Origin of the sequence: Frankia sp. CcI49, assembly GCF_001983215.1 — a bacterium.
Taxonomy (GTDB): Bacteria; Actinomycetota; Actinomycetes; order Frankiales; family Frankiaceae; genus Parafrankia; species Parafrankia irregularis.
Map to the genome: position 1 here is coordinate 138,121 of NZ_MOWP01000026.1, position 14,784 is coordinate 152,904.

A 14,784-nucleotide genomic window follows, 5' to 3' on the forward strand; every position below is an offset into this window, starting at 1 on the left:
ACCTCAAGGGAGGTCGAGGTCAAGTCCCGCCCGTGGATGGCCCGGCAGGCGGGTTCGCCGGAAATCATCCGCCCAGGACCAGCGGGCCGAGAGTTCGCGCGGCGATCTCAAGGCCCCTCTTCACCTTCGCCTCCGAACCGCTCCACACCGGGTCCTCGTGCTCGACGGCGACCGTCTCGGAGAAACCCCCGTCATGGAGGACGTCGATCCGGCCAGGCAGCGACCTCCAGCGTCTGATATCCCGACCGGACACACCAGGCCGCGATGTCGGCGAGCCCGAGCCGCGGCAGGCAGGCGGTGAACAGGCCAAGTTCCACGGTGGTCCCTTTCTGTTCTGTTCGGGACGTCGTCCTCGCGGCGCGCGGGATGACCACCCGCGACGAAACCGGGTCAGGCGCCCGGTGAGCGGCGCATACGGCGGCGCGATCGAACCACATCGCGCGCCGATCGGGCGCCACGCGACGGATCAACCGGCGCAACGGCAGGGCAACCAGACGGCTCCTGGCCGGCAATCCGCGGCGACGAGACTGCCGCGTGCCTGGATCAACGACCCGTGCACGGCCCCGTCGGCCCCGGCCGGCGCCGCCCGTCGTGGGTACGACCGTGAGGAAGAGGTGCGCATGTTCCACCTGGGCTGGTTCGTCGGCAGTGGATTCGGGCCGCCGGCCTGGAACGACATGTGGTCGGGCACGCTTTCCTCGGAATGGACCAGGGGCAGCTTTTACACCGATCTCGCCCGTTCGCTCGAGCGCGCGTTCTTCGACTACCTGATCCTCGAAGACGGCCTGATGATCACTGATACCTACAAGGGGACGATGGAGGTCGACCTCGCCCACGCCTGGGAATCCCCCCGGCTGGACCCGATGGCCGCCGTGGCCGTGATGAGCCAGGCCACCTCGCGAATCGGGCTGGTGGCGACCCTGTCCACGTCGTTCTGTCCACCGTTCATGGCAGCCCGGATGCTGGCCTCTCTCGATCACCTCTCCGAAGGCAGGGCCGGGGCGAACCTGGTGACGTCCAGCAGCCACCGCTCGGCCCAGAACTTCGGCTTCGCGGAGCATTTCGAGCACGACCTGCGCTACGAGATGGCCGACGAGTGGATGGACCTGGTGGATCGGCTCCTGTCCTCCTGGGAGCCCGGCGCGGTGGTCGCCAGTGGCGGGGTCTTCGCGGATCACCGCAAGGTGCACACCATCGACTTCGACGGGCGTTTCCACCGCAGCCGCGGGCCTCTCAACGCCCCGGCCGGGCCGCAGGGCCGCCCGGTGATCTGCCAGGCCGGGGGGTCACCCGCGGGCCGGGAGCTCGCCGCGAAGCACGCCGACACCATCATCGCGGTGCCGCACGGGGTGGACGCGATGCGCGCCTACCGGGACGACATCTCCGAGCGCATGCTTCGGCACGGGCGCAAGCCGGCCGACTGCAAGGTGCTGTTCCTGGTCAACCCGGTTCTGGGCGAGACCGACGCGGAGGCCCGCGAGACCCTGGCCCGCCGCCGCGCACGGCAGCACGACCCCGACGTCATGGACACCATCCTCGGGCAGATGTCCTATTTCAGCGGCATCGATTTCGCGCAGTTCGACCTGGACGCTCCTTTCCCGGATCTGACCGGCCAGGTGAACGGCCACCAGAGCTCGATGGCCCGGTTCRCCGCCGCCGCGGCCGGACGCACGCTGCGGGAGACCGTGATGGATCACGACACGGTCGAGTCGGTGGAGCTGGTCGGCTCGCCGGACACCGTCGCCGTGCAGATGGGCGAGGTGATGGACGCCGTCGGCGGCGACGGTTTCCTGATCGCCACGCCGGTGCACCGCCGTTCGGTCAGCGAGATCGTGGACGGGCTCGCCCCGGCGCTGCGCCGCCGCGGGCTCATGCGCGGGTCGTACCCGCACCGGCTGTTCCGCGACAACCTGCTCGACTTCTGATCGATCGACACTGACGCTGACTTCGTGCAAGGCCTGGCAGAACGACACCGGCGGGCGTCGGGAGGAAGCCCGGCCGCTGCGAACGCATGAGTTCGAAGGACGCCCGCCTCACTACCGCACGAGCAGCCTCACGGACCTCTGCGAGGCCGAGTGGTCGGGGCTTCGGCTCCAGGTGATCTCTATGCGATCGGTAGTAGTTCGCATGGTCCTCGCGAGGTAGAGCGTGTGCTCCGTGTCCGCCTTGATCTCGTCGAAGTCCAAGGTCTGGTTTGCGACACGCAGGTCGCCCGTGTCGATGTGAACCCCGTAGGCGGTGTCGGTTCCCGTGTTTCGGAGAAGATGGAGGCTTCCGCTCTGCCCTCCGGTGGGGACCAGTTTGAAGCGCACGCGTCGATGTTCGGCGTCGGCCACTTCGTCTGCCCGCCGGGCCTGCTCGATCCGCACTGCCTCTGCCGCAGCGTCCGCGGCACGCCTCGCCTCCGTCGCGGCGAGGTCGGCCGCACGCTTCTGCCCACGCCCGTACCAGGCTGAGAAGCCGGCGGCCACCACCGCCAGGCAGGCAACGACGAACGCGACTGTGGCCATGGGACGAACGCTAAGCGTTCGGTGCGGTTGTGGCGATTCGGGACCTCGCGCCACGCGTCAGCACCCGGGAGGCCCTGCAGGACGCGCGGGACTGCGCCGCCTTCGATGCGTACGTGTTCGCGCTGCTGGTGGCTCCGGCGGAGGCACTGTCGGCGGCGCAGCGGCGGCAGCGTGTCGAGGTCGAGCTGGTGACGCTGCGGGACCCGGAGGTTGAGGCGGCGATCGAGCGGCTGCGGCCGGGCAGGCAACGGCCGGGCGGAACCCGGGACGACGTGCGGCCCGCCCCGGTGAACACCTCTCACCGGGGCCGGACCTCCCGCCGGGCGGATCTCACCGGGGCCGCGGGCGGTATCCACCTCAGGCAGTCGCCTGCTCCTCCTTGTTGGGCCCGACCAGCTTGAAGGCGGCGCCGAACGGGTCGGCCGCGATCGCGAGCCGGCCGTAGGGAGTGTCGATCGGCGGCTGGGCGATCGTGCCGCCGAGCTTCTCGGCCAGGGCCACCGCGGCGTCGGTGTCCTCCACCGCGATGTACACACCCCAGTGCGACGGGACGCCCTCGGGGAGGAAACGCGAAGCATCCATGATCCCCGCGTACTGCTCGCCGGCGTCGTCGACCTGGACGAGGTAGCGGAAGTCGTCGGTGTCCCCCATGATCTTCGTCTTCCAGCCGAAGACCTCCTGGTAGAAGGGGACGGAGGCAGCGAAGTCACGGCTCATCAGCTCGAACCAGCCGGGCGCTCCCGGCTCGGCCAGCAGCTGGAAACCACGATGGCTGCCCTGCTGCCACAGGCCGATCACCGCACCCGCGGGATCGGTCACCACGGCCATGGTTCCCAGGTCGGCCACGGGCATCGGCGGGACCAGCACGGTTCCCCCGTGCGCGGATGCCGCCGCCACGGTCTTCTCCGCATCCGCCACCATCAGATAGGTGGTCCAGACGTCGGGGAGCTCGGCCTCCTGCTTCGGCATCCCGCCGGCGATCATCTTTCCGTCCTTGCTGAAGAACATGAAGTAGCCGCCGAACTCCTCGGACGGCTCCGCCGGGACCCAGCCGAACAGCTCCGCGTAGAACGCGCGGGCGCCTTCGACGTCCGAGGTCATCAGGTCGATCCAGCAGGGGGCGCCAGGCAGGGTGGTGTCGTTGGCGGGCATCACGGGCTCCTTCATCGTCGTGGCACGCGGCGCGCGGGGCGCGGGAGGTGCGCCCGCAGGTCGCCGTGCTCGTGCTGTCGACAGATTGGACCCGACCACCGACAGAAACTCATCGCCGCACGGCCGCGGCATTGCGAGAAATTCGCCGACGGCCTGCCGACGCCAGGCGATCGCCCGACGATCAGAACGGGTGAAGCAGGGCGCGCCGCCGTGGCCGCACCAGCGATCAGGCCTGCTCCCCCGCCGCGGCCCGCGACCGCGATCTCGATCTCGACCTCGACCTCGACCTCGTCCTCGACCTCGTCGCCGCCACGGCGGCGACGCCGGCGCTGAGCCCGGCCGCGGCCACCGTGACCGCTCCGGACAGGCGCGCCGCCACCGCCAGGTCCTCGACCTGCGGCTGACGTCCGGTGCCCAGCTCGGGACGGTGCTCGACGCCGTGGGCATACCGCAGCTCGCCGCCGAGCCGCAGGCCGGCCGCCCCGGCGAACGCGGCCTCGGCCATACCCGAGTTCGGGCTGGGGTGGCGGCGGCCGTCCCGGCGCACCGTCCGCAGCGCCTGCGCCGGTGAGCCGCCGACCACCGGGGCGCAGGCGCAGGTCAGCAGCGCGCAGACCCGGGCGGGTAGCAGGTTGGCCAGGTCGTCGGCCCGGGCAGCGGCCCAGCCGAAGCGGCGATGGCGGGCGCTGCGGTAGCCGACCATCGCGTCCAGGGTGTTCACCGCCCGATAGGCGACGAGACCGGGCAGGCCGGCGGCCGCACCCCACAGCAGCGGTGCGACGACGGCGTCCGAGGTGTTCTCGGCCAGCGACTCGACCCCGGCCCGGGCGAGCCCGGCCACGTCGAGCATCGACGGGTCCCGCCCGCACAGCGACGGCAGCCGGGAACGCGCGGCGGCCAGGTCGGCCCGGGCCAGCTCACCGCCGAGCGCTCGGCCCTCCCGGCGCAGCGACATGCCGCCCAGCACCGTCCACGTGGTCGCGGCGGTCAGCGCCGTCAGGGCCAGCCCGGCCGCCGGGCTGGCGGGGCGGGCGGCCAGCGCTCGTTCCACCCGGTGCGCGGCCAGCGCCGGGACCCCGACGAGCACCGCCGCGTACGCGGCACCGACCAGCCGGTTGTCACGATGGACGACACGCTCGAGACTCCCGGCGACCCGGCCGAAACCAGCCACCGGATGGAACCGGGCCGGATCCGCGAAAAGCACGTCGAGCCCCGCGCCGACCAGCAGGCCCAGGGCTCGGCGGCCGATCAACCGGCCGAGCCGCTCGACGCCGGCGAGGCCGACACCGGAAGGGCCGTGGTACGCCGGGCCGGTGACGGGTTGAGCACACGTTCGGCGAGCGGGCCGAACCCGAGCCCGAGCACCACCCAGACCAGCGCCTGGGTGCCCAGCGAGGACAACCGGAAACGCCACAACAGCTCGGCCGGGAAGGATGCGGGCACCTCGTTGACCACGGGCATGAGAACGGCGGCCACCGTCACCAGCACGGTGAACGCCCCGGCCGAGGCGAGCCAGGCGTTCCATCGGCTGCTGCGGCCGGCGAGCATCCGGCCGACCTGAGCCGCGATCAGTGCGGCCAGCACCGAGACCAGAACCATCACCACGTACAGACCGGTCCGGCGGTCGATGGTGTCCGCGTTCCCGACAGCCGGGGGATTCGCCGGGTACTTGAGAAAGGGAACCAGGGCGACCGCGACGAAACCGCCCAGCGCGACGGTCGCGGCGGTGGCCCGCATCCCCGGCACGCCGATGCGGCCGTAGGCGACGGCGCACGCGATGGCGAAAAGCCCGCCCATCGCGACGCCGTACAGGCCGGTTGCGACGGCCAGGCCGATCCCCTTCTGGGTCGACCGTGACACCTCCGCGGGCTCCTCGTGCGAGTGCGTGGCCGCGGCTTCGTCGTCATGCTCGCCGTGGGAATGCGGGGTAACCGCCTCCCCCTGGGCAGCCGCCTCCTCGAGGGCGATCGCCGCGTCGACCTGCGGCTCACCCGCGATGGAGGCGAACCCGAAGGCGACCAGACCGGCGAGGAGACCTACGAGCATGCCAAATACAAGAAGTCTGCGCATCATGTGAAACGGCCTCCGCCGTCAGCGCGGAATGCTCCGCGGGCCGAGGCGGATCAGTGGCAGGGGAAACCGAGCAGGTGCCGACCATCGTGCACGAACTCGTGGATCCAGGTGCCGCCCACCATCGAGAAGGCGCCCTCCTCGGACCCGACGAAGTAGATCACGAGCAGCATGAGCACGCCCGTGAGCACAGCCCACGGAGCGATCTCACGCAGCGGAAGCTGGAGCGGCCGCGCGCCGCCGACTGACGGAGCGGGAACAACAGACGAGGGAACAACAGACTCGGCCATGCGAGGACCTCCCAGGGATCACGCGTCCCACTGGTTGTTACGTGACGAATCGGGTCTGGCTTCCACCCATGAGGGAAATCCCCCCAGGCGGTCACAGTGGCGCGGCCGCGCCGGAATCTCACCGGCTTCCTGTCAACATCACGACTATCGGCAGTCAGGCTACGAGATTTCCGAACGCACCGTCAACGGTGAGTTCCACCTGTCTGTTCCAAGTCACAACGCCGGCCGTGATCGGCACGCAACTCTTCTCACCCGAAATCCGGGCATGGGGCCGCGCCGGGTAGCACTCTGATCTCCGTCAGGAAGGAGGGACTGTGCTCCCGAGAAGGCGGCCTGGGCCGGTGACGCTGGACGCGCGGTCGGCCCGCTCGGTGCTGGTGCGGCCGGCCCACGCAGCGCTGCTCCGCTCGGCAGCGGTCCGCACGGCAGCCGCCGGCTCGGTGGTGGTCGGCTCGGCGACGCTGCTCATCGCCGGCTGCGGGAGCCGGCCGGCCGGCGGTCCACCGGCCCTGCACTGGTACGTCTACAACGAGTCGTCCGGGTCGTTCGCGGCAGCGGCGGCGGACTGCACCGAGTCCTCGGATGGCGCCTACCGGATCAGTATCGACGTCCTGCCGAACGACGCCGACGGCCAGCGCCAGCAGCTGGTGCGCAGGCTGGCCGCCGAGGACACCTCGATGGACATCCTCGCCCTCGACGTGACCTGGACGCCCGAGTTCGCCGAGGCCGGGTGGATCGAGGCCTTCGACGACGCCACCGCGCAGCGGATCACCACCGGCACGCTCCCGGTCGCGACCCGCACCGGCACCTGGGCGAACCACCTCTACGCGGCGCCGTTGAACACCAACGTGCAGCTGCTGTGGTACCGCAAGGACCTGGTTCCCACTCCCCCGCGGACCTGGGACGAGATGCTCGCGGCGGCCCGCGGTCTCGCGGCGCGCGGGAGGCCGCACCTCGTCGAGGTGCAGGGAGCCCAGTACGAGGGGCTGACGGTCCTGTTCAACACGCTGGTGGCCTCGGCGGGTGGTTCGATCCTCTCCGCGGACGGCTCTCAGGTAACGCTGGGCGCACCGGCGGCGCAGGCGGTGGCGGCAATCCGGGCGCTGGCGGACTCACCGGCGGCCGACCCGTCCTGGTCGAACCAGCGGGAGGACGACAACCGGCTGGTCTTCGAGAGCGGGGCGGCGGCGTTCCAGCTCAACTACCCGTTCGTCTATCCGTCGGCGCGGCACAACGCGCCTGGCCTGGTGCCCGAGATCGGCTGGGCGCAGTGGCCTGGCCTCGTCGCCGGGCAGCCGTCGCATCCCACCATCGGTGGCTACAACCTCGCGGTCAGCTCCTATTCGGCCCATCCCGGCCTGGCCCGGCGGGCGATCGAATGCCTGCGCGGCCGGTCCAACCAGATCCGTACCGCGATCAGGGGTGGGCTGGCGCCCACACTGGAGGCCCTCTACACCGACCGGGCGCTGCTCGACGGCTACCCGTTCGCCGCCGCGGTCGGTGAGGCGCTGCGCAACGCGAGCGTCCGACCGCGGACCCCGGCGTACCAGACCGTGTCGTTGCAGATCTCCGACGCCCTGTCGCCGCCACGGTCGGCTTCGGTGGGGCGGATCGACGGCCTGCGCACCGCGATCGCCGACGCGCTCGAGTCGAAGGGGCTGGTCCCCTGAGCGGGCTGTCGCCGCGGGCGCGGGCCGAGCGGCGGTCGGGCTGGCTGCTGTGCGCGCCGGCGGCGCTGGTGATCCTGCTGGTCACCGCGTATCCGATCGGCTATGCGGTCTATCTGTCGCTGCGCCGGTACGACCTGCGCTTCCCCGCCGACACGGCGTTCGTGGGGCTGGCGAACTACGGCACGGTGCTGTCGAGCGGGCTATGGTGGCAGGCACTGAAGATCACCATGATCATCACGGTGGTCTCGGTGGCGATCGAGTTCGTGCTGGGCCTGGCGCTGGCGCTGCTGATGCACCGGACGCTGGTTGGCCGCGGCCTGGTACGCACAGTCATCCTGATCCCCTACGGCATCGTGACCGTGGTCGCCGCCTTCGGCTGGCGTTTCGCCTGGACGCCGGGCACCGGCTACCTGGCCGGCCTGTTCGGGGACGCCGCGCCCCTGACCTCGCAGACCTGGGGCGTAGCCGTGATCATCCTCGCGGAGGTGTGGAAGACGACGCCGTTCATGGCATTGCTGCTGCTCGCGGGGCTGGCGCTGGTTCCCGAGGAGCTGCTGCGCGCGGCGCGGGTGGACGGAGCCGGGGCGTGGGCGCGGCTGCGCCGGGTGACGCTGCCGCTGATGAAGCCGGCGATCCTGGTGGCGCTGCTTTTCCGCACTCTGGACGGTTTCCGCATCTTCGACGACATCTATGTGCTGACGGCAGGCGCCCACGACACCCGCTCGGTGTCCATCCTCGGCTACGACAACCTGTTCACCGCGTTGAACCTCGGCGTCGGCTCCGCGCTGTCCGTTCTGATCTTCGGAGTCGTCGCGCTGATCGCCGTCGTCTTCATCCGGGGATTCGGGACGGCGGCGCCGGGCCAGGAAACGGACCACCGTTGACCAGCGACCCGGCAGCCGGAAACCGGGCCCTGCTGGGCTGGGTGACGGCGAACACGGTCGTCGTCGTCCTGTCGCTGGTACCGCTGCTGTGGCTGGTGTCCCTGTCGTTCAAAACGCCGGAGTCCATCGGCGACGGCCGTCTCGTGCCCACCGACTGGACACTGGCGAACTACCGGGGAATCTTCACGCAGTCGCTGTTCACCCGGGCGCTGGTGAACTCACTCGGCATCGCACTGATCTCGACCCTGCTCGCCGTCGGGATCGGCGGCCTGGCCGCGTACGCGATCGCCCGGCTGCGCTTCCCGGGGCGGCGGGCGTTGGTGGGGCTGGCGCTGCTGATCGCGATGTTCCCGCAGATCTCCCTGGTCAGCCCACTGTTCAACCTGTGGCGCCAGCTCGGGATCTTCGACACCTGGATCGGGCTGATCGTTCCGTACCTGACGTTCTCGCTGCCGCTGGCCATCTACACCCTCGCCACGTTCTTCCGGGAGATCCCGCCGGACCTGGAGAAGGCCGCCGCGATGGACGGGGCCACGCCGGCGCAGACCTTCGTCCGGGTGATCGCCCCGCTGGCGGCGCCCGGGACGGTGACCACCGCGATCCTGGTGTTCATCTTCTGCTGGAACGACTTCCTGTTCGCGATCTCGCTGACGTCCACCGAGTCGTCCCGCACCGCCCCGGCGGCGATCGCCTTCTTCACCGGGGCGTCGCAGTTCGCCCAGCCGATCGGGTCGATCGCGGCGGCGGCCGTGGTCATCACCATCCCGATCATCGTCTTCGTTCTGCTGTTCCAACGACGGATCGTCGCCGGGCTGACCTCCGGCGCGGTGAAGGGCTAGGGGTTGGCACCGGTCATGGCCGACATCGTTCTGGATCATGTGAGCAAGCGCTTCGCCGACGGCCGGGTCGTGGTCGACGACGTCACCCTGACGATCGCCGACGGCGAGTTCCTGATCCTGGTCGGCCCGTCAGGATGCGGGAAGTCGACCACCCTGAACATGATCGCCGGGCTGGAGGACATCTCCGCCGGCGAGCTGCGCATCGGCGGGAAGGTCGTCAACCGGCTGTCGCCGAGGGATCGCGACATCGCGATGGTGTTCCAGTCGTACGCGCTGTACCCGCATATGACGGTGCGGCAGAACATGGGGTTCGCGCTGTCGCTGGCGAAGAGGCCGAAGATCGAGATCGCCCGCAAGGTGGAGGAGGCGGCACGGATCCTCGGCCTGACCGAGCACCTCGAACGCCGGCCGGCCGCGCTGTCCGGCGGGCAGCGCCAGCGGGTGGCGATGGGCCGCGCGATCGTCCGCTCGCCGCAGGCCTTCCTCATGGACGAACCCCTCTCGAACCTGGACGCGAAGCTGCGCGTGCAGACCCGGACCCAGATCTCCCGGCTGCAGAACCGCCTCGGAACAACCACCGTGTATGTGACCCACGACCAGACCGAGGCGATGACGCTCGGCGACCGGGTGGCGGTCATGCGGGCGGGACGCATCCAGCAGATCGCTCCCCCGGGCGAGCTCTACTCGGCGCCGGTGAACATCTTCGTGGCCGGGTTCATCGGCTCGCCGGCGATGAACTTCCTGCCGGTGACCCTCACCGCCGACGGCCGCACGCTGCGCACTCCCCTGGGCGAGTGGCGGCTGGACGGGCCGCAGCCTGATGACGGACGCCAGCCCGACGACGGGCGGCTGCTGGACCGGCTGGACCGGCTGCGCCGGGCGGCACGGCCGTCGGGTGAGCGCCCACTCGTGTGCGGGATCCGTCCCGAGCACTTCGAGGACGCCGCCCTCGTCCCCGCCGACCGCGGTGGCGCACGGTGCACGGTGCACGCCGAGGTCGTGGAGTCCCTCGGCTCCGACAAGTACGTCTACTCGTCCTGGGCGGGCCCGGTGGCGTCGTCCTGGGCGGGCCCGGTGGCGCTGGGCACCGATCTACCCGCCGATCTGCGCACCGATCCGCCCCTGCCCGCAGGCGCCGGCACGCAACTGGTGGCGCGGCTCGACGCGGCCAGCCGCGCGGCCGAGGGCGAGCCGGTGCGGCTGTGGGTGGACACGACCCGGCTCCACCTGTTCGACCCGGTCAGCGGTGCCAACCTCACCGCGCCCCGGGTCTGAGAGTCCGCGCAGCCCCGACGCACGCACGGGCCCGACTCCGCACGGGCCCGATGTGCGCTCAGGTCGACATCGAGTAGGCGACCACTCCGCGGCGGATCGCGTCCATCGCGTCCCGGGCGGCCTTGCCCACCCCGGCCCCGCTCTCGCCCGCCATGAACCTCGGCRCCAACTGCGCAATCTGGTCGAGAAGGTCGAGGAGCTGACGCATCCAGCGGACGAAATCGCCGGCGGTGAGCTCGGTGCCGGCCTCYGAGAGCACCCGTTCCAGCCCACGGCCCGACGCCCACCCGAAGGCTGCCGCGACGAAACCCAGGTCCGGTGGGCGGAGGAAGCCCAGCCGGTGATCGTCCTCGACCATGCTCAGGCGGGTGTAGATGTTCGCCATGTCCGCGAGGGCTTCCTGCAGGGCGGCACCGCCGGGCAACGTGGGAGCCGCGACATCGTCGCCACGCGGTTCGAACACCAGCGTCGAGACGGCCGCGGCCAGTGCGGGCGGCGTCAGCCCCTCCCACGCCCCGGTGCGCAGGCATTCCGCGACCTGCAGGTCCTGCTCGGTGTAGATCCGTGCCAGCATCGCCCCGGCCTCGGTGACGGAGTCGCCGCCGGCGCTGAGGTAGCCGAGCTCGGCGAGGGTGTCCCGGACCCGGTCGAACGTTCGGGCCACCGTGTTCGTCCGCCCCTCGACCTTGCGTTCGAGGCCAGCGGTCTCCCGGCGCAGCCGGTCGATGCGCTCGGCGGAACGCAGGTGGGCCTCACGCTGCGGGCAGTCGTGCACGGGGTGGGCCCGCATGGCGCGGCGCAGCCGGGCGAGCTCGGTGTCGTCCGCCGCCAGCGACCGCATCCGCTCCCGCCGGCCGGGCTCCTCGGGCAGCCGGGTGTTGCGCAGTGACGAGGCCAGATCGCGGCGGGCCTGCGGTGAGCGGGGGTTGAACGACTTCGGGATCCGCACCCGCGCCAGCGGCTCCACCGGGACCGGGAAATCGATCATCGACAGCCGCCGGACCTGCCGGTCCACGGTGAGGACGACCGGCCGGGGCCCTTCCGGTGACCCGGTGTCGAGCCCGGCGTCCAGCACCACGACAAGGCCGCCGCGCCGCCCCGACGGAACGCGCACCACGTCCCCGCTGCGCAGTTTCGCCAACGCCTCGGCCACCTCGGACTGCCGGCGCGCCGTGCCCGCACGGGACAGGTTGTTCTCCCGCTCCCGGATCTGGCGACGCAGCTCGTCGTACTCCGCGACGGCACCGCGGTCGCAGTCCAGCGCGGCGGTCAGCTCCTCGATCGCGGTCTGGTTGCGGCGTACGGCACGGGCGATCCCCACCACCGCCTTGTCCGCCTGGAACTGCGCGAACGACGACTCGAGCACCACCCGCGCGCGCTGCGCACCGAGCCGCCCGACCAGGTTGACCGCCATGTTGTAGGACGGCCGGAACGACGACTTCAACGGATAGGTACGGGTCGACGCGAGGCCGGCGAGGGCGAGGGGGTCCAGCCCGGGCTGCCACAGCACCACCGCATGGCCCTCGACGTCGATCCCTCGTCGCCCGGCACGCCCGGTGAGCTGGGTGTACTCCCCCGGGGTGATGTCCGCGCGGGTCTGGCCGTTGAACTTCGTCAGGCGTTCGAGCACGACGGTGCGAGCCGGCATGTTGATGCCCAGGGCGAGGGTCTCGGTGGCGAACACGGCCCGGACCAGCCCGCGGACGAACAGCTCCTCCACCACCTCCTTGAAGGTGGGGAGCATGCCGGCGTGGTGGGCGGCGATGCCGCGTTCCAGCCCGTCGAGCCACTGCCAGTAGCCGAGCACGTCGAGGTCGGCCTGCGGAATGCCCGCCGTCCGGGCCCGCACGTGCGCGTTGATCTCCCGCCGCTCGTCGGATGTCGTCAGGCGCAGGCCCGCCTGGACGCAGGAGTTCACCGCGGCGTCACAGCCGACCCGGCTGAAGATGAACACGATCGCGGGGAGCAGACCAGCCCGGTCGAGCCGGATCACGACGTCCGGGCGGCTCGGGGGCCCGAAACGACGCCGACCGCCACCGTTACCGCCGCCACCACCGCCACCCGGCCGGCCGGCCCGCGAGGAGCGGGGCCCGCGGCCGCGCTCGTAGCCGGACTGTGACTCCTCGCGCGCGAGCCTGAGCAGGTCCGGGTTGACCACCCGGCCGCCCGCTGCCTGGCCACCCGAGTCACTCGACCGCGGGCCGCCCGGCGTTACCCGCTCCGCGGCGGCGGCCCGGTTCGCGGCACGCCTCCCGGCCACGGGGGCGTCGGGGCTGTCCGGGGTGGTCGTGGTGCGCGCGTCAGAACCGGAGACCGGGCCGTCGGAGGCCGTGGCACGCGCCCCGGAGGAGCGATCGACGAAGAGATCGTGCAGGGAACGATCGGCGAGCACATGCTGGTAGAGCGGCACCGGGCGATGCTCGCTGACGATCACCCTGGTGTGGCCCCGGACGGTGACCAGCCACTCGGCGAACTCCTCGGCGTTGCTGACCGTCGCCGAGAGGGAGACCAGGCGCACGTGCTGAGGAAGGTGAATGATCACCTCCTCCCACACGGCGCCCCGCTGGCGGTCGGCGAGGTAGTGGACCTCGTCCATGACCACGTAGGCGAGCGCGTCGAGCCGGCCGCTGCCCGCGGCCTCGGAGTAGAGCATGTTGCGCAGGACCTCGGTGGTCATCACGACCACCGGGGCGTCGCCGTTGCGCGACGTGTCGCCGGTCAGCAGGCCGATCGAGTCGGCACCGTAGCGGGCGACCAGATCCGCGTACTTCTGGTTCGACAACGCCTTGATCGGCGTGGTGTAGAAGCAGCGGGTGCCGGTGGCGAGCGCGAGGTGCGCCGCGAACTCGCCGACGACCGTCTTGCCGGCGCCCGTCGGCGCGGCCACGAGCACACCTTCGCCCTGGGCGAGGGCGTTGACGGCCTCGGACTGGAACGGATCGAGCCCGAAGGGATACCGGGCCGCGAATTCCTCGACGGCGCCAGGCGCGGAGGACACGTTGCTCACCCTACGCCGCCTGGGCGTGGCGCAAAAAGTGGGTGTTCGGCGGAATCAGGTGACGTCGCCGTGGAGGTTGTCGGCGGGGGACGCACCGGCGGCACCGGCCACCACCGTGTCGACGTTCAACCCGCTGCCCGAGCCGGCCGCGGCCCCACCACCCCGGCTGCCCGTGCTGGTCGTACGGTCCGCCCTGGTGTCGTCGAAGTCGAGCGGTGAGACCTCGTCGTCAGCCAGGTCCGCGTACGGCGAGGTGTCACCCCGGCGGATCTTGCGCCGGTCGTTGACCCACCCGATGATCAGCGCCACCTCATAGAGGATGATCATCGGCAGGCCCAGTGCCAGCATGGTGAAGGGGTCCTGGCTCGGCGTCACGACCGCAGCGAAGACGAACACCAGGAAGATCTCGGCCCGCCGCCAGGAGCGCAGCTTCGCGGTCGTGACGAGGCCCGCGAGGTTCAGCATCGTGATGAGCAGCGGCACCTCGAACGACAGCCCGAAGACCAGCAGCATCGCGAAGACGTAGCTCAGGTACTTGCTTCCGTCCAGGACGCTGACAAGACCGTCGCCACCGAAGCCGAGCAGCAGTTTCAGGCCGGTCTGGAGCGTGATGTAGGCGAAGAAGCCGCCGGCGGCGAACAGGACGAGCGAGGCGAGGACGAAGGTCAGCGACCAGCGCCGCTCGTTGCGGTGCAGACCGGGGGTGATGAACGACCAGAGCTGGTAAAGCCAGATCGGGGCCGAGAACACCGCACCGGAGAGCATCGAGATCTTCAGCCGGATGGTGAAGGCATCCAGGATGCCGAAGAAGTACAGGTTGCAGGACCCGTCGCCGCCACCGAAGTCACCGCGCTTGTCCGCTGGCAGGGAGCAGTACGGGTCGATCAGCCACTGGAAGATGTTCGGCTCCCAGATGAAGCAGACGATCGACGCGACGCCGAAGGCGAGAAGCGCCTTGGCCAGGCGGTTCCGCAGCTCTCGCAGGTGCTCGGTGAGAGGCATCCTGCTGTCCTCGACCGTGCGGGTGCGCCGCTGGTTCACCGACGAGGCGAGGGTGCGCGGCGTTGGCAACCGTGGCACGGGCTGAGGCTCCTGC

General features: G+C 70.9%; 13 protein-coding genes and 1 riboswitch. Of the genes, 6 read left to right on the top strand and 7 right to left on the bottom strand.

Going from position 1 to position 14,784, the window contains the following annotated elements:
- Window positions 1–620: 620 nt before the first annotated feature.
- The gene (locus tag CcI49_RS22610; protein WP_076829391.1) at window positions 621–1,925 is read left to right on the top strand and encodes an NtaA/DmoA family FMN-dependent monooxygenase; all 1,305 of its coding nucleotides are present in this window, start codon (window positions 621–623) and stop codon (window positions 1,923–1,925) included.
- Between the two features lie 111 nt (window positions 1,926–2,036).
- Here the strand turns inward: CcI49_RS22610 and CcI49_RS22615 are convergent, their stop codons facing one another.
- Window positions 2,037–2,510 (bottom strand): hypothetical protein, encoded by a 474-nt coding sequence (locus tag CcI49_RS22615; protein ID WP_054566148.1) that lies wholly within the window; start codon window positions 2,508–2,510, stop codon window positions 2,037–2,039.
- Window positions 2,511–2,539: 29 nt separating this feature from the next.
- On the opposite strand from CcI49_RS22615, the gene CcI49_RS22620 reads away from it, so the two are divergent.
- Window positions 2,540–2,911, top strand: coding sequence for a hypothetical protein (locus CcI49_RS22620; protein WP_054566147.1), 372 nt, complete (start codon window positions 2,540–2,542; stop codon window positions 2,909–2,911).
- On the opposite strand, the gene CcI49_RS22625 is transcribed toward CcI49_RS22620, so the two are convergent.
- The 4 genes from CcI49_RS22625 to CcI49_RS22640 form a co-directional block, all read right to left on the bottom strand.
- Window positions 2,868–3,662, bottom strand: coding sequence for a VOC family protein (locus CcI49_RS22625; protein WP_054566146.1), 795 nt, complete (start codon window positions 3,660–3,662; stop codon window positions 2,868–2,870). The genes CcI49_RS22620 and CcI49_RS22625 overlap by 44 nt on opposite strands.
- 226 nt (window positions 3,663–3,888) lie before the next feature.
- A complete protein-coding gene (locus tag CcI49_RS22630) occupies window positions 3,889–4,914 on the bottom strand; it encodes a cobalamin biosynthesis protein (protein WP_076829133.1) in 1,026 nt (341 codons plus the stop codon).
- Entirely contained in the window at window positions 4,911–5,735 is an 825-nt protein-coding gene (locus tag CcI49_RS22635) for a CbtA family protein (RefSeq protein WP_054566144.1), read from the bottom strand. The genes CcI49_RS22630 and CcI49_RS22635 overlap by 4 nt, the downstream gene beginning before the upstream one ends.
- Window positions 5,736–5,785: 50 nt before the next feature.
- The gene (locus CcI49_RS22640) at window positions 5,786–6,022 is read right to left on the bottom strand and encodes a CbtB-domain containing protein (protein WP_054566143.1); all 237 of its coding nucleotides are present in this window, start codon (window positions 6,020–6,022) and stop codon (window positions 5,786–5,788) included.
- A gap of 53 nt (window positions 6,023–6,075) precedes the next feature.
- A riboswitch (cobalamin riboswitch) is annotated at window positions 6,076–6,152 on the bottom strand.
- A 184-nt stretch (window positions 6,153–6,336) separates the two neighbouring features.
- Between CcI49_RS22640 and CcI49_RS22645 the strand changes: the two genes are divergently transcribed.
- From CcI49_RS22645 to ugpC, 4 genes are read left to right on the top strand one after another with little or no spacing between them, the layout of a single operon-like run.
- Window positions 6,337–7,692 (top strand): ABC transporter substrate-binding protein, encoded by a 1,356-nt coding sequence (locus tag CcI49_RS22645; protein WP_241840195.1) that lies wholly within the window; start codon window positions 6,337–6,339, stop codon window positions 7,690–7,692.
- Window positions 7,689–8,576 carry a sugar ABC transporter permease gene (locus tag CcI49_RS22650; protein ID WP_054566142.1) on the top strand — a complete coding sequence of 296 codons (888 nt, stop codon included), beginning with the start codon at window positions 7,689–7,691 and terminating at the stop codon, window positions 8,574–8,576. The genes CcI49_RS22645 and CcI49_RS22650 overlap by 4 nt, the downstream gene beginning before the upstream one ends.
- Complete coding sequence (locus CcI49_RS22655; protein WP_054566141.1) at window positions 8,573–9,415, top strand: carbohydrate ABC transporter permease; 843 nt, start codon at window positions 8,573–8,575, stop codon at window positions 9,413–9,415. Before CcI49_RS22650 ends, CcI49_RS22655 begins: the two co-directional genes overlap by 4 nt.
- Before the next feature lie 15 nt (window positions 9,416–9,430).
- Window positions 9,431–10,690: a sn-glycerol-3-phosphate ABC transporter ATP-binding protein UgpC gene (gene ugpC, locus CcI49_RS22660; RefSeq protein WP_076829394.1), complete on the top strand. Its 1,260-nt coding sequence runs from the start codon at window positions 9,431–9,433 to the stop codon at window positions 10,688–10,690.
- 58 nt (window positions 10,691–10,748) lie between these two features.
- Here the strand turns inward: ugpC and CcI49_RS22665 are convergent, their stop codons facing one another.
- Both CcI49_RS22665 and tatC read right to left on the bottom strand, forming a co-directional pair.
- Complete coding sequence (locus tag CcI49_RS22665) at window positions 10,749–13,688, bottom strand: DEAD/DEAH box helicase (protein WP_076829397.1); 2,940 nt, start codon at window positions 13,686–13,688, stop codon at window positions 10,749–10,751.
- A 54-nt stretch (window positions 13,689–13,742) separates the two neighbouring features.
- Window positions 13,743–14,768 carry a twin-arginine translocase subunit TatC gene (tatC, locus tag CcI49_RS22670; protein ID WP_054566570.1) on the bottom strand — a complete coding sequence of 342 codons (1,026 nt, stop codon included), beginning with the start codon at window positions 14,766–14,768 and terminating at the stop codon, window positions 13,743–13,745.
- Window positions 14,769–14,784: the final 16 nt, after the last annotated feature.